General features: G+C 70.6%; 14 protein-coding genes. 8 read left to right on the top strand and 6 right to left on the bottom strand.

Features of this window, described 5'->3' with window-relative positions:
* The first annotated feature begins 197 nt into the window (after nt 1-197).
* The 3 genes from glnA to WJM95_RS08780 all read left to right on the top strand — a co-directional run bounded on the left by glnA (nt 198) and on the right by WJM95_RS08780 (nt 4,458).
* Nucleotides 198-1,559, top strand: coding sequence for a type I glutamate--ammonia ligase (glnA, locus tag WJM95_RS08790; RefSeq protein WP_339129018.1), 1,362 nt, complete (start codon nt 198-200; stop codon nt 1,557-1,559).
* Between the two features lie 893 nt (nt 1,560-2,452).
* Nucleotides 2,453-2,998, top strand: a complete 546-nt coding sequence (locus tag WJM95_RS08785; RefSeq protein WP_339129017.1) for an RDD family protein — start codon at nt 2,453-2,455, stop codon at nt 2,996-2,998.
* A gap of 224 nt (nt 2,999-3,222) precedes the next feature.
* A complete protein-coding gene (locus WJM95_RS08780) occupies nt 3,223-4,458 on the top strand; it encodes a hypothetical protein (RefSeq protein WP_339129016.1) in 1,236 nt (411 codons plus the stop codon).
* A gap of 45 nt (nt 4,459-4,503) precedes the next feature.
* Here the strand turns inward: WJM95_RS08780 and WJM95_RS08775 are convergent, their stop codons facing one another.
* Genes WJM95_RS08775 through WJM95_RS08765 form a run of 3 tightly spaced genes read right to left on the bottom strand, consistent with a single transcriptional unit; the run spans nt 4,504 to nt 7,755 of the window.
* Entirely contained in the window at nt 4,504-5,523 is a 1,020-nt protein-coding gene (locus WJM95_RS08775; RefSeq protein ID WP_339129015.1) for a TolB-like translocation protein, read from the bottom strand.
* Complete coding sequence (locus WJM95_RS08770; protein WP_339129014.1) at nt 5,520-6,863, bottom strand: MFS transporter; 1,344 nt, start codon at nt 6,861-6,863, stop codon at nt 5,520-5,522. The genes WJM95_RS08775 and WJM95_RS08770 overlap by 4 nt, the downstream gene beginning before the upstream one ends.
* Nucleotide 6,864: 1 nt before the next feature.
* Entirely contained in the window at nt 6,865-7,755 is an 891-nt protein-coding gene (locus WJM95_RS08765; protein ID WP_339129013.1) for an alkaline phosphatase family protein, read from the bottom strand.
* 264 nt (nt 7,756-8,019) lie between these two features.
* On the opposite strand from WJM95_RS08765, the gene WJM95_RS08760 reads away from it, so the two are divergent.
* On the top strand, nt 8,020-11,028 hold the full coding sequence (locus tag WJM95_RS08760; RefSeq protein ID WP_339129012.1) for a bifunctional [glutamine synthetase] adenylyltransferase/[glutamine synthetase]-adenylyl-L-tyrosine phosphorylase: 3,009 nt from the start codon (nt 8,020-8,022) through the stop codon (nt 11,026-11,028).
* 19 nt (nt 11,029-11,047) lie between these two features.
* Here the strand turns inward: WJM95_RS08760 and WJM95_RS08755 are convergent, their stop codons facing one another.
* On the bottom strand, nt 11,048-11,902 hold the full coding sequence (locus tag WJM95_RS08755; RefSeq protein ID WP_339129011.1) for a phosphatase PAP2 family protein: 855 nt from the start codon (nt 11,900-11,902) through the stop codon (nt 11,048-11,050).
* A gap of 108 nt (nt 11,903-12,010) precedes the next feature.
* On the bottom strand, nt 12,011-13,045 hold the full coding sequence (locus WJM95_RS08750; protein ID WP_339129010.1) for a LacI family DNA-binding transcriptional regulator: 1,035 nt from the start codon (nt 13,043-13,045) through the stop codon (nt 12,011-12,013).
* Nucleotides 13,046-13,517: 472 nt separating this feature from the next.
* On the opposite strand from WJM95_RS08750, the gene WJM95_RS08745 reads away from it, so the two are divergent.
* The 4 genes from WJM95_RS08745 (at nt 13,518) to WJM95_RS08730 (ending at nt 18,771) form a co-directional block, all read left to right on the top strand.
* Nucleotides 13,518-14,795, top strand: coding sequence for an extracellular solute-binding protein (locus tag WJM95_RS08745; RefSeq protein WP_339129009.1), 1,278 nt, complete (start codon nt 13,518-13,520; stop codon nt 14,793-14,795).
* Nucleotides 14,796-14,928: 133 nt separating this feature from the next.
* The gene (locus WJM95_RS08740; protein ID WP_339129008.1) at nt 14,929-15,933 is read left to right on the top strand and encodes a sugar ABC transporter permease; all 1,005 of its coding nucleotides are present in this window, start codon (nt 14,929-14,931) and stop codon (nt 15,931-15,933) included.
* Nucleotides 15,934-15,946: 13 nt separating this feature from the next.
* Nucleotides 15,947-16,855 carry a carbohydrate ABC transporter permease gene (locus WJM95_RS08735; protein WP_339129007.1) on the top strand — a complete coding sequence of 303 codons (909 nt, stop codon included), beginning with the start codon at nt 15,947-15,949 and terminating at the stop codon, nt 16,853-16,855.
* A 236-nt stretch (nt 16,856-17,091) separates the two neighbouring features.
* Nucleotides 17,092-18,771: a glycoside hydrolase family 13 protein gene (locus tag WJM95_RS08730; RefSeq protein ID WP_339129006.1), complete on the top strand. Its 1,680-nt coding sequence runs from the start codon at nt 17,092-17,094 to the stop codon at nt 18,769-18,771.
* Nucleotides 18,772-18,877: 106 nt separating this feature from the next.
* Here WJM95_RS08730 and WJM95_RS08725 read toward each other — a convergent pair whose 3' ends face one another.
* Nucleotides 18,878-20,926 (bottom strand): carbohydrate-binding module family 20 domain-containing protein, encoded by a 2,049-nt coding sequence (locus WJM95_RS08725; protein ID WP_339129005.1) that lies wholly within the window; start codon nt 20,924-20,926, stop codon nt 18,878-18,880.
* Between the last annotated feature and the right edge of the window lie 141 nt (nt 20,927-21,067).

The raw sequence follows: 21,067 nt of genomic DNA, 5'->3' as shown, positions 1-21,067 counted from the left end.
GTGGGTGGGTGAGCAGGCAGTATGTGCGTCAGAGCAGGACACCTCTCGTACGCGAGGCGTTCAGGCCGCGGTCGCCCGGCCGATCATGGTCGGCAACGCGCATGAAATGGTGTTGTGGTGGGATGCTCAGGTGCGCCGATCGTCTTCTAGGCGTGGGAGCAGGCGGCCTGACCAGCAAGGATGGGTGGAAGCGGAAGATGGACAAGCAGCAGGAGTTCGTGCTCCGGACACTGGAGGAGCGTGACATCCGGTTCGTACGTCTGTGGTTCACGGACGTACTCGGCTTCCTCAAGTCGGTGGCCGTGGCCCCGGCGGAGCTGGAACAGGCCTTCGACGAGGGCATCGGCTTCGACGGCTCGGCCATCGAGGGCTTCGCCCGCGTATACGAGTCGGACATGATCGCCAAGCCGGACCCGTCCACCTTCCAGGTGCTGCCCTGGCGCGCCGAGGCCCCCGGCACCGCCCGCATGTTCTGCGACATCCTCATGCCGGACGGCTCCCCGTCCTTCGCGGACCCGCGCTACGTCCTCAAGCGCGCCCTCGCCAAGACCTCGGACCTGGGCTTCACCTTCTACACCCACCCCGAGATCGAGTTCTTCCTGCTCAAGGACCGCCCGCTCGACGGCTCGCGTCCCACCCCGGCCGACAACTCCGGCTACTTCGACCACACCCCGCAGAACGTCGGCCAGGACTTCAGGCGCCAGGCGATCACGATGCTGGAGTCGATGGGCATCTCGGTCGAGTTCAGCCACCACGAGGGCGCCCCCGGCCAGCAGGAGATCGACCTGCGCTACGCCGACGCGCTCTCCACGGCCGACAACATCATGACCTTCCGGCTGATCATGAAGCAGGTCGCGCTGGAGCAGGGGGTGCAGGCCACCTTCATGCCGAAGCCGTTCTCGGAGTACCCGGGCAGCGGTATGCACACCCACCTCTCCCTCTTCGAGGGCGACCGCAACGCGTTCTACGAGTCCGGCTCGGAGTACCAGCTCTCCAAGGTCGGCCGCTCCTTCATCGCGGGCCTGCTGCGGCACGCCGCGGAGATCTCCGCGGTCACCAACCAGTGGGTCAACTCCTACAAGCGCATCTGGGGCGGCTCGGAGCGCACCGCGGGCGCCGGCGGCGAGGCCCCCTCGTACATCTGCTGGGGCCACAACAACCGCTCCGCCCTCGTCCGCGTGCCGATGTACAAGCCCGGCAAGACCGGCTCCGCACGGGTCGAGGTCCGCTCGATCGACTCGGGCGCGAACCCGTACCTGGCCTACGCCCTGCTGCTGGCCGCCGGCCTGAAGGGCATCGAGGAGGGCTACGAGCTTCCGCCGGGCGCCGACGACGACGTCTGGGCCCTCTCCGACGGCGAGCGCCGCGCCATGGGCATCGAACCCCTCCCGCAGAACCTCGGCGAGGCCCTGGCCCTGATGCAGCGCAGCGAACTCGTGGCCGAGACCCTCGGCGAGCACGTCTTCGACTTCTTCCTGCGCAACAAGAAGGCGGAGTGGGAGGAGTACCGCAGCGAGGTGACCGCCTTCGAGCTGCGGAAGAATCTGCCGGTGCTGTAAGCACAGGTCAGAGGCATTTTCCACGGCCCAGCACACGGGGCCCACGGTCGTCGAACGTGGGCCCCGTGGTCGTTCTCGCCGCTTCGGGGCGTGCGTCTCAGGTCAGGTGTCCGGGTGGCCTGGTGAGGGGGTGTCACGTCGGGTGGGTGCCTAGGTGAAGGGCTTTGTGGTGGTACGGGTGTGCTGACTGGTGGGTTTCGTTGGGATGTTGGCGCCTCGTTTCCGCCGGTCAGCGCCGTCGTGATTGAGCATGCACATTGCATGAGTCCCTCAGGGCTGCTATCAATTGCTCACGCATCAACCACTTGATCTTCACAACGTGAAGAACTTTCCTGTCGGTTCGGCGCTCAGGGCGCGGACGTACCCGTGATGTGTCCGGGTGGTCGGGGGAGTTCGCGCGTTCCACCTGTGGGCCCCCCGGGGCGCCAGTCCTTCAGGGAAGCGAATGAGTGCCTGTCCGTCCCGTGCCGAACCGATCGCCGCGGGCCCCGCGTCGCCCGGCGGTTGCGGGACCCCGGTCACGCCCGGCCCTGCGGCGGCCACCCCGCTGTCTGCTGTGACCTGCCCTTTGGCGGCCACCCCGCTGACCGCCGTGACCGGCCCCTCGGCGTCCGCCCGTGTCCGGCCTTTTTCCGGCGACGGTGACACGAGTCAGCCGGGGCGGCCGCACCACACCCGCCGTGACCTCCGGCCCCGACGGCGGCCACGGGCGGCGGCCGGCCCGGGCCGCCACCGGCTCGCCTCGCTCTGACGGCGGGCCGCTCGACGCGGCATCGGCCCGCCGCCGCGCGGCCGCCGTCACCCGAACCCCCACGCCCGCCGTCGCCCCAGCGCCACGGCAGGCACCTCTTCCCGACACCCACGCATGTCCCGACCTCTTGAGGAGCAGTGCCATGAACATGGACAAGGCGTCCACCGAAGCCCCCGCCCCGACCACGCCCGAGGCGGCGGCCGGGCCGGCCCCGACGCAGGCGCCGGGCTTCGGACCCGCTCCGAGCGTGCCCGCCGGTTACGGCGCGCCCGTCGTTCCCGCCCCGGCGCCGGGCTACACCGTGCTCGTCACGCAGACCGTGCCGAAGGAACTGCGTGTGGGCGGCGGCCCGCGTTTCCTCGCCTACCTGCTGAACCTTCTGCTGATGACCGTCACCCTGGGCATCGGCTGGCTGATCTGGGCCATGGTCACCTGGTCCACCGACTCGGCGAACCCGGGCCAGAAGCTCATGGGCCTGAGCGTCGTGAAGAAGGACACCGGCGTCCGGATGACCTGGGGCGAGCTGTTCGTCCGCAACTTCCTGCTGGGCGGCGTCGTCCTGGGCTTCCTCAGCGGCATCACGCTGAGCATCGTCGCCTGGGTCAACCTGTTCAAGATCTTCGGCAGCGAGAAGCAGACCCTGGTCGACTCGATGGCCGGTTCGGTCCTCGTCAGGCGCACCGTCTGATCCCGGTCCGGTCCTCCGGCCAGGACGTGCCCGCACCCGGGTGCGTCCTGGCCGTCCCGCCGGCACGCGCCCTTCGCGGCCGGGCGGTCCGGGCCGGTGCGGGCGCCGCCACGGCCCTCTCCTCGGGCAGCGGTACAACCCTCGCCGCCTCCCAGGTGTCCAGGACGTGGCCGGACGGGAAACCTCCGGCGGCGTCCAGACTGTTCCCACGAGGAGACCCCACCGTGCGCCAGCGCATCAGCCCCTCGCACCTTCGCAAGCCGGCGGCCTTCGTGGCCGCCGTCGCGGCCGTCGCGGCCGTGCCCGTGTTCGCCGGCTCCCCGGCGTACGCCGATCCCGGCGAGCCCTCCCTCGTGATATCGAGTCTGCCGAGCGCGTCCCCCAAGCCCGGTGAGGTGTACGACAAGTCCGTCGTCATCACCAACAACGGCACCGCGGCCGCCGACGGCGTCACCTTCCGGGTCAGGCTGAGCCGCGGGCTCGACTTCCCCGAGGAGGTGAAGGGCTGCACCTACTCGACCGTCGCGGACCAGGTCAGGCAGGCCCTCTGCGAGCTCGACACGGTCATCGAGCCGGGGGCTTCGGCCGAGACGCCCGTACGGTTCAAGGCGCTGCCCAAGGCGCTGATGGAGGAGGTCGAGTACGGCACCTCGGCCACGGGCGCGGTCCCGGGCGAGGGATTCAGCGACAGCTACCGCCGGCTGACCCTGACCGCCGACAGCTCGGCCGACCTCGTCGCCGTCGGTGACGACACCGAGGCCCTCGCGGGAGGTCAGCAGTCCGTCTTCGTGCAGCTCCGCAACGACGGCCCCGGCTGGATCCGGAACCGGACGAGCGACGACCAGCCGGCGCTCATGGTGCGCATCCCCAAGGGCACGACCGCCTCCGTCGTCCCCCACGACTGCGCGCCGTTCGGGATCGACGGCCCGGACGCGCCCGGGGGGACGCCGCGCAGGGCCGTGTACGTCTGCACGCCCGACGACCACACCATCGAGGTCGGCCAGTCCCTGGAGTACGCCTTCACGCTGGACGTGGCCAAGGGCACGAAGACCACCGACGGCCAGGTCAAGGTGACCTCCGTCTACGACATCCACCCGGACTTCGACAAGAACCCCGCCAACGACACGGCCAAGATCCACGTCGCCATCCCCACCGACAACGAGGAGGACCCCGGCCCGTCGGCCTCCGCCACGCCCCCGGGTTCCTCCACGGGCGGCGGCAACGACCCCGCGGGCCAGTCCACCGGCGGCTCCGGTGGCTCCGGCACCACGGGCGGCACCGGCTCCACGTCGGCCGGGTCCACCACCGGCGGCTCCACCACCGGTTCCACCGGCGGCAGCCTGGCGAGCACCGGCTCCGACGGCACCCCGCTCGTCGCCGGGACCGCCGCCGCCACGGCCGTTCTCGGAACCGGCCTGGTCCTGGCCGTCCGCCGTCGCCGCGCCGGCGCGGAGTCCTGACGGCCCCCGTCCCCATCCGGGCCGGACCGGCCGTCCGGCGCCGACCTAGCGCGGATACGCGGGTGACACGGCCGCGGTGCTGACGCGCCGCGGCCTGCCCGTGCCGTCGGCCGGGAGCGTCCACAGGTCGGCGCCGTAGTCGCCGGGGAGCGCGTAGACGAGGGTGCGGTCGTCGCGCCAGACGACCTGGTCGTCGACGCTGCGCGGTTCGGCGAGCGCCGTCTCGCGCCCGGTGCGCAGATCCAGGACGTACAGATGCCAGGGGGCGTCCTTGGGCAGGCCCTCGACGCGCTTCTTGAAGGCGACGCGCGTGCCGTCGGGGGAGAGGGACGGGCACTCGACGTTGGTGTGCACGGTGGTGACGGTGCGGGTGGCCAGGTCCCCGCGGATCAGATAGGTCGTGCCGTGCGTGGCCATGGTCGCGTAGAACGTGCGGTCGTCGTCCGCGAACGTCACGCCCCAGAAGTTGACGTCGGACGAACGGTAGGTGCTGCCGTCCTTCACCACGCGGTACGCCTCCAGGGACGGCGTCAGTCTCCCCGTGCGGGTGTCGACGATCGCCGCGCGGGTGGAGAAGTTCGTGCCCGCGTACGAGTCGCCGCCCACGAAGGCCGTCCAGGCGGCGTAGCGGCCGCTGGGCGAGACGCGGGCGCGGGACGGGATGCCGGGCACGTCGTAGCGGGCCCTGACCCGCAGGGCGGAGTCGAGGATCACCGCGCGGTAGGTGTCCTGGACCGTTCCGTGCACCGCCTGGAGGCACACCCCGGTGCCCGAAGCGGCGTAGAAGCGCAGGCACTTGACCTTGGACGCGGTGCGCGGGCCCGACGGGTCGGAGGCCGGCACGGACGTCAGCTCGTCGCGGTGCGGGCCCCACGCCATGTTCCGGAACACCAGCCGCCGGGAGTCGGTCAGCGCGACCGTCCCCGTGGTGATCAGGGGACCGCCGGGCTGCGCCTGGTTCCGGCGCTCGGCGCGCGCGGAGGCGTGCAGCACGGAGGCCGTCGCGACGCCCGCGAGGACGACCAGTGCCGAGACCAGGACCAGGATGCGGGTGCGCAGCGTCATGCGAGGCCTTCCGCGGAGGTGGCGGGGGTGCGGCGGACAGGGCGCAGGATCGTCGAGAACAGCGCGCACAGGGCCAGCGCCACGGCCGACACCATGAGCGCCGTACGGTCGCCCCACGCCGTCCAGGCCGCGCCGAAGGCGAGCGAGCAGGCGAACCGGGCCAGCGCCTGGCCCGTCTGGACCAGCGCGAGCCCGGACGACCGCAGTTCCACGGGCACGCTGTCCGAGGCCGCGGCCATGAGCACGCCGTCCGTCGCCGCGTAGAAGCCGCCGTGCAGGAACAGGACGGCGAACGGCAGCGCCGTACCGTGCCAGGAGGTCAGCAGCAGCCCGTACGCGAGGAGCAGGGCCCCGTGGCCGGCCAGGAACACCCGCCGGCGGCCGGCCCGGTCGGCGAGCCGACCGAGCGGGACGGCCAGCAGCAGGAACGCGGCGGCGGTGCCGACGGGCAGCAGCGCGAACCAGCGGTCCGGCACCCCGAGCCTGCGCTGGAGCAGCAGGAACACGAACGAGTCGCTGACCGTGGCGAGGCCGAGCAGGAGCGCGCAGAGCGTGATCCCGCGCAGCTCCCGGCGACGCAGCAGAGCGAGGGCGGCGAGCAGGGTGGGGCGGGGCACGGCGCGTTCGGTGGGGGCGGCGCCGGGCGCGGCCGGTGTCTCCGCCCCGGCCGCGGGCCGAGTGACCCCGCCGCCCGGTACGAACAGCACCAGGACCAGCACGCCCACGACGGCCACGCAGAAGCTCACGGTGAAGACCGCGTCGTAGCCGTCGACGGTCTCGCGGAGGATCAGGAAGGCGACGAGCGGACCCAGCAGGGCGCCCGCGGTGTCCATCGCGCGGTGCACGCCGAAGGCGCGGCCGCGGGTCTCGGGGCTGCTCGACAGGGAGATGAGGGCGTCGCGCGGGGCGGTGCGCAGGCCCTTGCCGGTGCGGTCGACGGCGAGGACCAGGCCGATGGGGGTGAGGGTCCTGGCCACCAGGAGCAGCGGTTTGCAGAGGGCCGAGAGGGCGTATCCGGCGCCCGCCACCCACTTGTGACGCCCGCCGCCCCGGTCGGCGAGATGCCCGCCGGCCAGGCGCACCAGCGCCGAGAAGCCGTTGTAGATCCCGTCGAGGAGTCCGAAGCCGAGGGGGGACAGACCGAGGCCCGCCACCAGGTACAGGGGCAGGACGGCCGTCACCATCTCCGAGGAGACGTCGGTGATCAGGCTGACCGTGCCGAGGGCCAGCACCGTGGGCCCGACCGCGGTGAGGCGCCGCCCGGCACGGGACCGGGCGGCGCTCTCCGCGGACGCCGCCGCGGCCTCGGGTGCACCGGCGCGGCTGTCCGCTACGTACATGTCAGGACGTCCAGATGCCCGTGATGTCCTTGCCGGAGGCCGCGTTGCCCGCGTGCGACGTGAGGCCCTGCGTGTCCTCCAGCGTGCGCAGCAGGTCGTAGTGGTTGTACGTGGTGGCGGACGACGATCCCGGGGTCACCTGCTGGCCGTAGAGGACGGTCGGGATCTTGTTCCCGGCCAGCCGGTTGTCCTCGTCGAAGGTGACGACGAGCAGGCTGTTGTGGGTCTTGGCCCAGGTGGCGTACGCGCTCAGGTTGTTCTTGAGCCAGGTGTCACCGGTGGACACCGAGCAGTCGTGCATGTCGCTGCACAGGTTCGGGACGACGAAGGAGACCTGCGGAAGCGTCGTGTAGTCCGTCGGGAACTGGGCGAACGTCTTCGCGCTGGACGTCGGCACGTTGCTGAAGCCGAACCAGGGGTTGTGCTTGCGCGCGTAGTCGCCGTTGCTGCACGTGGTCGAACCCTGGCTGGGCAGCGTCTCGTTGTAGCTGCCCCAGCTCCTGCCCGCGGCGATCAGCTCGGAGGCGAGGTTCGGGGCGGAGGAGAAGCCGGGGGTGTAGCAGCTGTCGTCCGTGATCCCCTGGGTGGAGCCGGAGAACAGGGCGAAGTAGTTGGGCTGGCTCGGGTGCGTCTCGGCGTACGACTGGGTGAGGTTGGCCCCGCCGGTCTTCAGCGAGTTGATGTACGGGGCGCTGGAGGAGCCGATCACCTGGCTGTACGCGTGGTTCTCGAAGACCACGACGACGACGTGGTCCGGGGCCGGGACCGTGGCCGCGGCGTGCGCGGGGGCCGAGCCCGCGAGCCCGCTCCACAGTCCCACCGCGGCCGCGGTGAAGGCGAGGGCGGATGCCACGACGGCACGGCTGCGGGTGTACACGTTTCTGCCGGACACTTCTGACCTCCGGTGGGGGGAGAGGCGACGGTGGCGGTGCAGACAGAGCATGTGCACGCCAACATTCCCCGGGTTCACATCCCTCAACCCGAGGGGTGAAGATCGGATGAACTGCTGCCTCTCCCTCCTTTGTACCGCCCCGCACGGCCGTCGGCGCAGGGCGCAACCGTGCGAACGGGGGTTAGGCTCGGGCTCGTAGGGCCTTGATCGGACCGGTGTGCGGGACGGGACCGGGCGTACGGCATCGATCGACAGGAGGCCGGGATGACGGCGCCGGGGCGCAGGAGCAGTACCTTCACACGGCTGCTGCGGCACGGCTTCACCGATCCCTCGGCGGCCGAACGGCTCCTGGAGGGGCCCGAGCTCGCGCCCGTACGGTCCGACCCGGTCCTCCTGGACGCCCTGGGCGTCACGGCCGACCCCGACCTCGCCCTGCTCGGACTCGTCCGGCTCGTCGAGGCGCAGGACGGGCACTCCGCCCAGCGGGAACTCCTCGACACCCTGATCGCCGCCAAGCCGCTGCGGGACCGGCTGCTCGGGGTCCTCGGAGCCTCCGCCGCGCTCGGCGACCATCTCGCCCGGCACCCCCAGGACTGGCAGGTCCTCGTCACCTACGAGGCGCGGGACCTGCACCCCGGCGTCGAGGAGTTCGAACGCGGGCTGGCCGACGCCACCGACCCCGTCTCGCTGCGCGTCGCCTACCGCCGCTGCCTGCTCTCCATCGCCGCCCGCGACGTGTGCGGCACCACCGACCTCGCCCAGACCGCCGCCGAGCTCGCCGACCTCGCCACCGCGACCCTGCGCACCGCGCTCGCCATCGCCCGGACCGCCGCCCCCGACGACGCCGCCCTGTGCCGGCTCGCCGTGATCGCCATGGGCAAGTGCGGGGGACACGAGCTCAACTACGTCTCCGACGTCGACGTCATCTTCGTCGGGGAGAGCGCGGAGGGAGCCGACGAGGGCAAGGCCCTCCAGGCGGCCACCCGGCTCGCCTCGCACATGATGCGGATCTGCTCGGAGACCACCGTCGAGGGCAGCATCTGGCCGGTCGACGCCAATCTGCGCCCCGAGGGACGCAACGGCCCCCTCGTGCGCACGCTCAGCAGCCATCTCGCCTACTACCAGCGGTGGGCCAAGACCTGGGAGTTCCAGGCGCTGCTCAAGGCCCGCCCGGTGGCCGGGGACCTGGAGCTCGGCGAGGAGTACGTCGCCACCCTGGCCCCGCTCGTCTGGCACGCCGCCGAGCGGGAGAACTTCGTCGCCGACGTGCAGAAGATGCGGCGCCGGGTCGTGGAGAACATCCCGGCCGCCGAGATCGAACGCGAGCTGAAGCTCGGCCCCGGCGGACTGAGGGACGTCGAGTTCGCCGTCCAGCTCCTTCAGCTGGTGCACGGCCGGGCCGACACCTCCCTGCGCAGTGGCACCACCCTGGACGCCCTGAAGGCACTCGCCGCGGGCGGCTACGTCGGCCGGGCCGACGCCGTCCAGCTCGACGACGCCTACCGCTTCCTGCGCTCGATGGAGCACCGCATCCAGCTCTTCAGGCTGCGGCGCACCCATCTGGTGCCGCAGGACGAGGCCGACCTGCGCCGGATCGGCCGGTCACTGGGGCTGCGAGCCGACCCGGCCGTCGAACTGAACCGGGAGTGGAAGCGGCACGCGGCCATGGTCCGGCGGCTGCACGAGAAGCTGTTCTACCGGCCGCTCCTCGACGCCGTCGCCCAACTGGCGCCCGGCGAGACCCGGTTGAGTGCCGACGCGGCCCGCGAGCGGCTCGTCGCGCTCGGGTACGCCGATCCGGCCGGGGCCCGGCGCCATCTGGAGGCGCTGGCCTCCGGGGTCAGCCGCAAGGCCGCCATCCAGCGGACCCTGCTCCCGGTGCTGCTCGGCTGGTTCGCGGACTCCGCCGACCCCGACGCCGGACTGCTCAACTTCCGCAAGGTCTCGGACGCGCTGGGCAAGACCCCCTGGTATCTGCGGCTGCTCAGGGACGAGGGCGCCGCCGCCGAGAATCTCGCCCGGGTGCTCTCCGCGGGCCGGCTCGCCCCCGACCTGCTGATGCGCGCCCCCGAGGCGGTGGCCCTGCTGGGCGACGGGGAGGGCGGCGGCCTCGAACCGAGGGGCCGGGTCCAGCTGGAGCAGGAGATCCTCGCCGCGGTGCGGCGGGCCGACGGCGGCGAGCAGGCCGTGACCGTCGCGCGCGGGGTCCGGCGGCGCGAGCTGTTCCGTATCGCCGCGACGGACATCGTCGCCAGCTACGGGACCGAGGAGACACCGGCCGTCGCCGATCAGGGGGCGCTGGTCGACCTCGTGGGCGGAGCGGTCTCGGACCTGACGGCGGCGACGCTCGCGGGCACCCTGCGGGCCGTGGTGCGCGACGGCTGGGGCGACACCCTGCCCACCCGGTTCGCGGTGATCGGGATGGGCCGCTTCGGCGGCCACGAGCTCGGCTACGGCTCCGACGCGGACGTGCTGTTCGTGCACGAGCCCCGCGAGGGCGTGGACGAGCAGGAGGCGGCGCGTGCCGCGAACGCCGTGGTCTCCGAGATGCGGCGGCTGCTCCAGATCCCCAGCGCCGACCCGCCGCTCCTGATCGACGCGGACCTGCGGCCCGAGGGGAAGTCCGGGCCGCTGGTACGGACACTGAAGTCGTACGAGGCCTACTACCGCCGCTGGTCGCTCGTGTGGGAGTCGCAGGCGCTGCTGCGGGCCGAGGTCGTGGCCGGGGACGCCGGCCTGGGGAGCCGCTTCGTCGAGCTGATCGATCCGCTCCGGTACCCGGCGGAGGGTCTCGGTGAGGAGGCCGTACGGGAGATCCGGCGGCTCAAGGCCCGCATGGAGTCGGAGCGGATGCCGCGCGGCGCCGACCCGACCCTGCACACCAAGCTGGGGCGCGGAGGCCTGTCCGACGTGGAGTGGACGGTCCAGCTGATGCAGCTGCGGCACGGCTGGGCCGAGCCGGGCCTCAGGACGACCAGGACCCGCGAGGCGCTGGCCGCGGCCCGCGCGGCGGAGCTGCTGTCCACGGAGGACGCGGCGACACTGGACGAGGCATGGGTGCTGGCCACCCGGGTGCGCAACGCCGTGATGCTCGTCCGGGGCAGGGCCGGTGACACCTTCCCCTCGGACGGGCGGGAGCTGGCCGCCGTGGGCCGCTATCTGGGCTACGACCCTGGGCACGTCGGGGACATGCTCGACGACTACCGGCGCACCACCCGGCGGGCCCGTGCCGTGGTCGACGAACTGTTCTACGGAGCACCCGGCGGTCACTGAGCGTGACGGCGGGTGCCCGTCAGTCCTCCCCGAGGACCGGTGTCCCGCGGGTCCCCGGAACCCACTGCGGCAGCGCGTAGGGCAGCGCGCCGTACCACAGGCGCGCCACGGTGAAGCCGAAGGCGAGGCAGATCAGGCCGCCCACCGCGTCCAGCCAGAAGTGGTTGGCGGTGGCGACGATGACGACGAGGGTGGCCGCCGGGTACAGGACGCCCAGGATCCGCGCCCAGGGGGTTCTGGCCAGCGCGACCAGGGTCAGCCCGCACCACACGGACCAGCCGATGTGCATGGACGGCATCGCCGCGTACTGGTTGGACATGTGCTTGAGATCGCCGGAGGCCATGGAACCCCAGGTCTCGTGGACCATGACCGTGTCGACGAAGGTGCTGCCGGTCATCAGACGGGGTGGCGCGAGCGGGAAGAAGTAGTAGCCGACGAGGGCCACCGCCGTGGTGGCGAAGAGTGCGAGACGGGCCGCCGCGTAGCGGCCGGGATGACAGCGGTACAGCCAGACCAGAACACTCAGCGTCACCACGAAGTGCAGGGTCGCGTAGTAGTAGTTCATCCCGATGATCAGCCAGCCCACCGAGTTCACCGCGTGGTTGACCGACTCCTCGACGGCGACACCGAGCTGGTGCTCGAGCCGCCAGATCCAGTCGGCGTTGCGGAGCGCCTCGCGTCTCTGCTCCGGCACGGCGTTGCGGATCAGCGAGTACGTCCAGTAACTCACGGCGATGAGCAGGACTTCGAACCAGAGGCGGGGGCGACGCGGGGTACGCATACGACGCAGGAGCGCGTTCCCCGCCTTCTCCTCCGCGACGGGCTGTGGAGTGGCCTGGCGGCCTTCCAGTGACGTCACGGTCGAATCACCCATAGGCACAGAGTCTGCCAGAAAAGGCTTCCCCCACCGATGATCCCCGGGTCGGGTCCCGGCCGCATTTTCTACACCTGTGGGAGTGCTTCGCTCCCTTTGTCGTCCTGCTCAGGGACGATTCCGGTCCCCAGGGGCAGAAGCGGTCGAACCGCGCACCACGAGTTCCGGCATGAACACGAACTCGCTGTGCGGCGCGGGTGTCCCGCCGATCTCCTCCAGCAGCGTGCGCACCGCGGCCTGGCCCATCGCGGGGACCGGCTTGCGGACCGTCGTGAGCGGCGGGTCGGTGAAGGCGATCAGCGGCGAGTCGTCGAAGCCCACGACCGAGATGTCCGTCGGGACCTCGAGACCGCGCTGGCGTGCCGCCCGTATCGCGCCGAGCGCCATCATGTCGCTGGCGCACACGATCGCCGTGCAGCCGCGGTCCATCAGGGCGCTCGCGGCGGCCTGACCGCCCTCCAGCGTGTACAGCGAGTGCTGGACCAGTCGCTCCTCGATGTCGGCGGGGTTCAGGCCCAGCGTCTCCTGCATCGAGCGCACGAAGCCCTCGATCTTGCGCTGCACCGGCACGAACCGCTTGGGGCCGAGGGCGAGTCCGATGCCGGTGTGCCCGAGCGAGGCGAGGTGGGTGACCGCGAGGGCCATCGCCGCGCGGTCGTCAGGCGAGATGAACGGCGCCTGCACCTTCGGCGAGAAGCCGTCGACCAGGACGAAGGGGACGCCGCGGCCGCGCAGTTGCTCGTAGCGCTGCATGTCCGCCGAGGTGTCGGCGTGCAGACCGGAGACGAAGATGATGCCGGCGACCCCGCGGTCGACCAGCATCTCGGTCAGCTCGTCCTCGGTGGAACCGCCCGGGGTCTGGGTCGCGAGCACCGGGGTGTAGCCCTGGCGCGTCAGAGCCTGCCCGATCACCTGCGCGAGCGCGGGGAATATCGGGTTCTCCAGCTCGGGGGTTATGAGGCCCACCAGGCCCTCGCTGCGCTGCCGCAGCCGCACCGGGCGCTCGTAGCCCAGGACGTCCAGGGCGGCGAGGACTGACTGGCGGGTGGTCGCGGCGACGCCCGGCTTCCCGTTCAGGACGCGACTGACCGTCGCCTCACTGACCCCCGCCTGGGCTGCGATGTCGGCAAGCCGTGTGGTCACAGGATTGGACTGTACCGGTCGCATCTCACCCTGCCCACCAACCAGACGCCGTGTGCGGGCGGTTGATCGGCCCGCTCCGGGCTGCTGCGTCATCGCGCTCCCTCGTGATTCTGGTCGGCTCGGTGTCCCGTGCGTGCGTCGCGCGGGAAGGGGGTGGCTCCTGCAAGACGCTGACGGGCTGATGATCCCTGTATGCGACATCCGTGGCAAGAGCTTGCAGAGTCTTGCACAGGGCGCGGGAGGTGTGCTGAGCGGCACAGCAGCAGGGTTTCGGGAAGGATGCCGCGAGGTCACGGGCGCATAACTGTCGTCAGGTCTTGCACTTTTTTGCTGCAAGGTCTTTCGCGTCGCTTACATCGCTGTTACGTTCACGTCGCCCGGCGGACGCAACGGCGCAGTCGGCAAGTCGGCAAGGGGACCGGGCGGGACCGGTTTCCCCACCTACTCGGGCTTTCACCCTCAAGGAGAACTCATGCGGCGTGGCATAGCGGCCAGTGCGCTGGTGGCGTCTTTCGCCCTCGCGGCGACGGCCTGCGGCGGCAGCGGCAGTGACAGCAGCGACAAGGCCAGCGGGCCGGTCACCATCACGTGGTGGGACACGTCCAACGCCACCAATGAGGCGCCGACGTACAAGGCCTTGGTCAAGGAGTTCGAGGCCGCCAACAAGAACGTCAAGGTCAAGTACGTCAACGTGCCCTTCGACCAGGCGCAGAACAAGTTCGACACGGCCGCCGGTGCCTCCGGCGCCCCGGACATCCTGCGCTCCGAGGTCGGCTGGACCCCCGCCTTCGCCAAGAAGGGCTACTTCCTCCCGCTCGACGGCACCGCCGCCCTCGCGGACCAGGCGAAGTTCAAGCCCAACCTGATCGAGCAGGCCAAGTACGACGGCAAGACCTACGGTGTGCCGCTCGTCACGGACACCCTGGCGCTCGTCTACAACAAGGCGCTGTTCAAGAAGGCCGGCATCTCCGAGGCACCCAAGACCTGGAGCGACCTGAAGAAGGACGCGGCCACGATCAAGGGCAAGACCGGCGTCGACGGCTACTGGGGCTCGACCCAGGCCTACTACGCGCAGAACTTCCTCTACGGCGAGGGCACCGACACCGTCGACGCCTCCGCGAAGAAGATCACGGTCAACTCCCCGGCCGCGAAGAAGGCGTACGGCACCTGGCTGGGCCTCTTCTCCGGCAAGGGCCTGCACAAGGCGGACACCACCGCCGACGCGTACGCCCACATCCAGGACGCGTTCGTCAACGGCAAGGTCGCCGCGATCGTCCAGGGTCCCTGGGAGATCACGAACTTCTACAAGGGTTCGGCGTTCTCGGACAAGACGAACCTCGGTATCGCCACCGTCCCGGCCGGCTCCACCGGCAAGGCGGGCGCCCCGACCGGCGGTCACAACCTCTCGGTCTACGCCGGCTCGGACAAGGCCCACCAGGCCGCGTCGCTGAAGTTCGTCAACTTCATGACCTCGGCGAAGTCCCAGGCCACCATCGCGCTGAAGAACTCCACGCTGCCCACGCGTGACGACGCCTACACCGACGCCGTCAAGGCCGACCCGGGCATCGCCGGCTACGGCACGGTCCTCTCCGCCGCCCAGCCGCGCCCGGCGCTGCCGGAGTACAGCTCCCTGTGGGGCCCGCTGGACACCGAGCTGCCCAAGATCGCGGGTGGCAAGGAGTCCCTGGACAAGGGTCTGAGCAACGTCGAGCTGGCCATCGCCAAGCTGGTGCCGGACTTCAGCAAGTGAGCCCGTGTGGCCGCCGGATCCCTCCCCGGCCCGACTTCGGTCGGGCCGGGGGGACCCCCGAGAACGGGGACACGGACCCGGCGGCCACCGGCTGTGTGCGCCCAACTCCTGATCTTGCAGAAGGTGTCGAACCATGACAGTCGCCATCGACCGCGCGACCGGCAAGCGCCGCGGTGACCGAGCACCGCGTCCCGGCCGGGCGCAGCGTCTCAAGCACTCGTACCAGAAGTACTGGTACGCGTACGCGATGATCGCCCCGGTCGTCGTCGTACTCGGCGGATTGGTGCTCTATCCGCTGGTTCGGGGCCTGTACCTCACGCTCACGGACGCCAACAGCCTCAACTCGGCCCGCACCATCGGCGTCAACCACATCGACGCCACGTACAAGTTCATCGGCCTGGACAACTACAAGGACATCCTGTGGGGTCCGACGTCGTACGACCGCTTCTGGTCGCACTTCATCTGGACCATCGCCTGGACCGTCATCTGCGTCGCGCTGCACTACTGCGTCGGCCTCGGCCTCGCGCTGCTGCTCAACCAGAAGCTGCGCGGCCGCACGCTCTACCGGCTGATCCTGGTGCTGCCCTGGGCCGTGCCCACCTTCGTCACCGTCTTCGGCTGGCGCTTCATGCTCGCCGACGGCGGGATCATCAACTCGATGCTCCACGCGGTGCACCTGCCGGCCCCCGCGTGGCTGGAGGACACCTTCTGGCAGCGGTTCGCCGCGATCATGGTCAACACCTGGTGCGGTGTGCCGTTCATGATGGTGTCGCTGCTCGGCGGACTCCAGTCCATCGACACCACGCTGTACGAGGCAGCCGAGATGGACGGCGCGAACAAGTGGCAGCAGTTCCGGTTCGTGACGCTGCCGGGCCTCAGGTCGGTCAGCTCCACAGTGGTGCTCCTCGGCATCATCTGGACCTTCAACCAGTTCGCCGTGATCTTCCTGCTGTTCGGCAACACCGCGCCGGACGCGCAGATCCTCGTCACCTGGGCCTACTACCTCGGCTTCGGACAGCAGCCGCGTGACTTCGCCCAGTCGGCGGCCTACGGCATGCTGCTGCTGGCCATCCTGATCGTCTTCACCTCCTTCTACCGCCGCTGGCTGAACCGCAATGACCAGCAGCTCGCGATCTGAGGCAGGAGTCTCCATGAGCACCACCACACTTCAGACGCCTCCGGCCGACCAGACCGCCGAGGCCGACGCGTCGCCCCGTCCGGCGCGAGCGCGCGGCCGGCGCAGCCTCGCCGGCTCGCTCGCCTCCCACGGCATCCTGACCGTCGCCAGCCTGGTCGCGCTGTTCCCGATCGCGTGGCTCGTCTTCCTGTCCCTCGGCCCGGAGCAGGACGACTACCTGCACCCCGGACGCATCTGGCACACGATGACGTTCGGCAACTACTCCTTCGTGCTCCAGCACACGAACTTCTTCGAGTGGATGAAGAGTTCGCTCATCGTGTCGCTCGGCACCACGGTCATCGGCGTGATGGTCGCGGCCACCACCGGCTACGCGGTCTCGCGCATGCGCTTCCCCGGCTACAAGAAGTTCATGTGGGTCCTGCTGGTCACCCAGATGTTCCCCATCGCCGTGCTGATCGTGCCGATGTACCAGATCCTCTCGGACCTCCGGCTCATCGACTCCTACTTCGGCCTCGTCCTCGTCTACTGCTCGACGGCGGTGCCCTACAGCGCCTGGCTGCTCAAGGGCTACTTCGACACGATCCCGTTCGAGATCGACGAGGCCGGCCGGGTCGACGGGCTGAGCCCCTTCGGCACCTTCTTCCGGCTGATCCTGCCGCTCGCCAAGCCGGGCCTCGCGGTGGCCGCGTTCTACAACTTCATCACCGCGTTCGGCGAGGTCGCCTTCGCCTCGACGTTCATGCTGGACGACTCGAAGTACACCTTCGCCGTCGGCCTCCAGAGCTTCGTCAGCGAGCACGACGCGCAGCGCAACCTGATGGCGGCCACCGCCGTCCTGGTCGCGATACCCGTCTCCGCCTTCTTCTACCTCGTGCAGAAGAACCTGGTGACAGGTCTCACCGCGGGCGGCACCAAGGGCTGATCCGCGAGGACGCCCCACAACGCCCCAGACTCCCGCGCGCTCGTCGCGCGCGGGCGGCGGCCGCGGTGCCCATCCGACCCCGCCAGTACCGCGGCCGCCTCTTTTCTCCCCCCGCCCCGAAGCCTTTCGCCCCGTGCTCCCGGCCTCGCGCGAGCAGGGGTATGCCCCCACAGCCGATTTCCTCCCCCTGCCCGGCCGCGTCCGGACGCGGGGACCCTCATCGCATCAAGGACGCCATGAGCCAGCACCCCGCCGACCAGGCCCCGAACTCCGTTCTCGCCACCGTCGCCGCGCATCGCGACTGGTGGCGCGACGCGGTGATCTACCAGGTCTATCCGCGCAGTTTCGCCGACAGCAACGGCGACGGCATGGGCGACCTGGAGGGCGTACGCTCCCGACTCCCGTACCTGCGCGACCTCGGCGTGGACGCCGTGTGGCTGAGCCCGTTCTACGCCTCGCCGCAGGCCGACGCCGGCTACGACGTGGCGGACTACCGGGCCGTCGACCCGATGTTCGGCAACCTGCTGGACGCCGACGCCCTGATCCGTGACGCCCACGGCCTGGGCCTGCGGATCATCGTCGACCTCGTGCCCAACCACTCCTCCGACCAGCACGAGTGGTTCAAGCGCGCGCTGCGCGAGGGCCCCGGCTCCTCCCTGCGCGACCGCTACCACTTCCGCCCCGGCAAGGGCGAGGACGGCGAACTGCCGCCCAACGACTGGGAGTCCATCTTCGGCGGCCCGGCCTGGACCCGGGTCACCGAGCCCGACGGCACCGCCGGCGAGTGGTACCTGCACCTCTTCGCGCCCGAGCAGCCCGACTTCAACTGGGAACACCCGGCCGTGGGCGACGAGTTCCGCTCGATCCTGCGGTTCTGGCTGGACATGGGCGTCGACGGGTTCCGTATCGACGTCGCGCACGGCATGGTCAAGGCGGAGGGCCTGCCGGACCTCGGCGGCCACGACCAGCTGAAACTGCTGGGCAACGATGTCATGCCGTTCTTCGACCAGGACGGCGTGCACGACATCTACCGCCAGTGGCGCACGATCCTCGACGAGTACTCGGGCGAGCGCATCTTCGTCGCCGAGGCGTGGACGCCCACCGTCGAGCGCACCGCGAACTACGTGCGCCCCGACGAGCTGCACCAGGCCTTCAACTTCCAGTACCTGGGCTCCCACTGGGACGCGGCCGAGCTGCGCGCCGTGATCGACCGCACGCTCGACGCGATGCGTCCCGTCGGCGCGCCCTCCACCTGGGTGCTGTCCAACCACGACGTGACCCGGCACGCCACCCGCTTCGCCAACGAGGCCGGCCTCGGCACCCAGATCCGCACCGCGGGCGACCGCGAACTCGGTCTGCGCCGGGCCCGCGCGGCGAGCCTGCTGATGCTGGCGCTGCCCGGCTCGGCCTACGTCTACCAGGGCGAGGAGCTCGGCCTGCCCGACGTCGTCGACCTGCCGGACGAGGCCCGCCAGGACCCGGCCTTCTTCCGGGGCGCCGGACAGGACGGCTTCCGCGACGGCTGCCGGGTGCCGATCCCGTGGACCCGCACCGGCTCCTCGTACGGCTTCGGCGACGGCGGCAGCTGGCTGCCGCAGCCGGCGGAGTGGGCCGAGCTGAGCGTCGAGGCGCAGTCCGGCGTGGCCGGTTCCACCCTGGAGCTGTACCGCGACGCGCTCGCGGTCCGGCGTGAGCGGGCCGACCTCGGCGCGGGCGACGCCGTCACCTGGCTGACCGCACCCGAGGGCGTACTCGCCTTCCGGCGCGGCGACTTCGTCTGCACCGCCAACACGGGCGACGCGTCCGTGACCGTTCCCGCCCACGGCCGGGTGCTCGTCGCCAGCGGCGAGGTGACCGTGTCGCAGGACGGCACGGCGCTGCTGCCCGCCGACACCACCGTCTGGTGGGCACTCTGACCCACGCGTGACCTGACCCGCGCGTGATCCGACCCGCGCGGAAGCGGTACCCCGGTCCTGACCACCGGAGCACCGCTTCCGCGCGGGTCTCTCCTTTCCGCCTCCGCTACTTCCAGGTGTCGCTCACCGCGTACCCGGCGCCCGAGCCCGTCGTGTAGGCGCGATTGCTCCCGGACTCCCAGGTCACCGTGCCCGACGCGTCCTTCTTGATGTACTTGTACGTGAAGGACGTCGACTTGGGCACGATCGCCGCCCGGCCCCAGTACGGGTACGAGGCCGAGGACAGTGGAATCGCGTCGGCGGTGTTCCACGAGCCGAGCGCCGGGACCGAGCCGACGACGTACACGTTGGTGCCGTAGACGGTCGTCGCGGTCACCCCGAAGGTCAGGTCCGTGGCGTCGGCGTCAGCCAGGTTCCAGGAGTTCTGCGCCGTCACCGCCGCCGTGCCGGTGGTCAGGGTCCTGTTGGCGTTGGACTCCCAGGTGACGTTCCCCGAGGCGTCCTTCTTGATGTACTTGTACGTGATCGCGCTGTTCGCCGGGACGGAGACGTCCGCCTTCCAGACGGGGTAGCCGGACGCGGACAGTTTCACCGCGTTCGCCGCGTTCCAGCCGCCGAGCGCGGCGGCCGAACCCACGACGTACACGTCCGTGCCCGAGGTGGTAGAGGCGTACTCGTCGAAGGTGGCCGTGACCGTGCCCGGGTCGGTGCCGCCGCCTCCGCCGCCGCAGTTGACGGTGCAGACGTAGTGGGGGTCGTAGAACGCGACGGCGCCCTTGGCGGGCACGGTCAGCGAGGCCCTGCCGCCGGTGACGGTGACCGAGGTGGCGCCGCCGTCGATGACGTTCGGGTAGGTGCCGTCGGCGAGGCCGGTCGTGTACGTGTACGTGCTGGCGCCCGAGCTGTTGTTGATGGCGACGAAGCCGGCGCCGCCCCGGCCGAAGCCGATCACGTTGGACGCGGGGGACTGCCAGTTGGCGACGGCGTAACCGGCGGCCGCGTTGTGCCAGCCGATCATTCCGGAGACCGCCGGGTCACGGTCCAGGCAGTACCAGCCCGAGGAGCAGTCCGTGTCGGTGACGAATCCGTTGCCGGAGTTCGGCGGGGCCTGGTCGCTCTGGCTGAAGGTCCAGCCGGAGTACACCGACGGCCGGCCGTAACCGCGTGCCAGCTGGTAGACCTTGGCGAGCACGGCGGTGGCGCCGTCCTTGTAGCTCAGCGAGTAGCCGTTGCGTTCGGTGTCGTGGTTGGTGACCATGGTGTTGGAGTGCGCCTCGGCGACCAGTCCCCAACTGCTGCCGAGACCTGCCAGGTTGGCGATGTCGCCCTGGAACTGCGCCTTGATCTGGGAGGCGAAGGAGAAGTCGAGGACGTCACCGGTGCCGTAGTACTCGTCGACGGAGGGCGGGGTGCCGGGATAGACCTCCTGGGTGATGAACGGCGCCGAGCCCGAGGTCGTGGTGTGCAGGGCGGCGACGATGGCGCTCATGTCGGCGGCGTCGATGTGCTTGGCCGCGTCGACCCGGAAGCCGTCGACGCCCAGGTCGATCTGCGCGTTGAGAAAACCGGTGATCTTCGAGCGCACGTTGCTCTCGGCGGTGTCCAGGTCGGGCAGGCCGAGCAGTTCGCAGTGCTGCACCTGATAGCGGTTGGTCCAGTCGGTGATGGTCGTGGTGCAGTCGTCGCTGTCGGCCGGGTCGTAGTCCGGGGTGTCGTACTTGTTCGTGATGACCGTGCCGTTGTAACCGGTGCCGGTCTGGGCGGCGGTGTGGTTGATCACCGCGTCGGTGTAGACCTTGATGCCGGCCGCGTGACACGTGTCGACCATGGACCTGAAGGCCGCCGCCGTGCCGAAGCGGCTGTTCAGGCTGTAGGAGTAGGGCTGGTACACGTCCCACCAGTAGGAGTTGGACTGCTTCAACGACTCCTCGGGCGGGGCCACTTGGACCGCCCCGTAGCCGGCCGGGTCGAGCACGTTCGTACACTCGGAGGCGACCGACTTCCAGTTCCACTCCCACAGGTTGGCGATCACGTCGCCGTTGGGGATGCCGGTGTCCGCCGCCGCTGCCTGCTGTGCGGGCAGCGCGGCCAGGCCGCCGAGCGCCAGCGCCACGGTCACCAGCAGCCGGGGGACCCTTCTTCGTCGTAAGGCCATCGGGGATGCGGCTCCTCTCCGGATCGGTCAGCGCGGCCGCGGGGGTGCGGAGCTGACCCGTGTGGAGCGTGGAACCGCCGAACAGGGCGCGTCAATAAGGGAGTTGGAAATTCTTTCGACATCTTGCTGAAACTTGTCTGC

The sequence above is a fragment of the Streptomyces sp. f51 genome, assembly GCF_037940415.1.
GTDB lineage: Bacteria > Actinomycetota > Actinomycetes > Streptomycetales > Streptomycetaceae > Streptomyces.
Note: the sequence above shows the minus strand (reverse complement) of the source record. Positions and strands in the feature narration are given on the sequence as shown.

What these genes read in the sequence shown, in the direction of transcription:
- glnA (WP_339129018.1), top strand. Translation starts at nt 198, where the DNA reads ATGGACAAGCAGCAGGAGTTCGTGCTCCGGACACTGGAGGAGCGTGAC.
- WJM95_RS08785 (WP_339129017.1), top strand. Translation starts at nt 2,453, where the DNA reads ATGAACATGGACAAGGCGTCCACCGAAGCCCCCGCCCCGACCACGCCC.
- WJM95_RS08775 (WP_339129015.1), bottom strand. Translation starts at nt 5,523, where the DNA reads ATGACGCTGCGCACCCGCATCCTGGTCCTGGTCTCGGCACTGGTCGTC.
- WJM95_RS08770 (WP_339129014.1), bottom strand. Translation starts at nt 6,863, where the DNA reads ATGTACGTAGCGGACAGCCGCGCCGGTGCACCCGAGGCCGCGGCGGCG.
- WJM95_RS08760 (WP_339129012.1), top strand. Translation starts at nt 8,020, where the DNA reads ATGACGGCGCCGGGGCGCAGGAGCAGTACCTTCACACGGCTGCTGCGG.
- WJM95_RS08755 (WP_339129011.1), bottom strand. Translation starts at nt 11,902, where the DNA reads ATGGGTGATTCGACCGTGACGTCACTGGAAGGCCGCCAGGCCACTCCA.
- WJM95_RS08745 (WP_339129009.1), top strand. Translation starts at nt 13,518, where the DNA reads ATGCGGCGTGGCATAGCGGCCAGTGCGCTGGTGGCGTCTTTCGCCCTC.
- WJM95_RS08740 (WP_339129008.1), top strand. Translation starts at nt 14,929, where the DNA reads ATGACAGTCGCCATCGACCGCGCGACCGGCAAGCGCCGCGGTGACCGA.
- WJM95_RS08735 (WP_339129007.1), top strand. Translation starts at nt 15,947, where the DNA reads ATGAGCACCACCACACTTCAGACGCCTCCGGCCGACCAGACCGCCGAG.
- WJM95_RS08730 (WP_339129006.1), top strand. Translation starts at nt 17,092, where the DNA reads ATGAGCCAGCACCCCGCCGACCAGGCCCCGAACTCCGTTCTCGCCACC.
- WJM95_RS08725 (WP_339129005.1), bottom strand. Translation starts at nt 20,926, where the DNA reads ATGGCCTTACGACGAAGAAGGGTCCCCCGGCTGCTGGTGACCGTGGCG.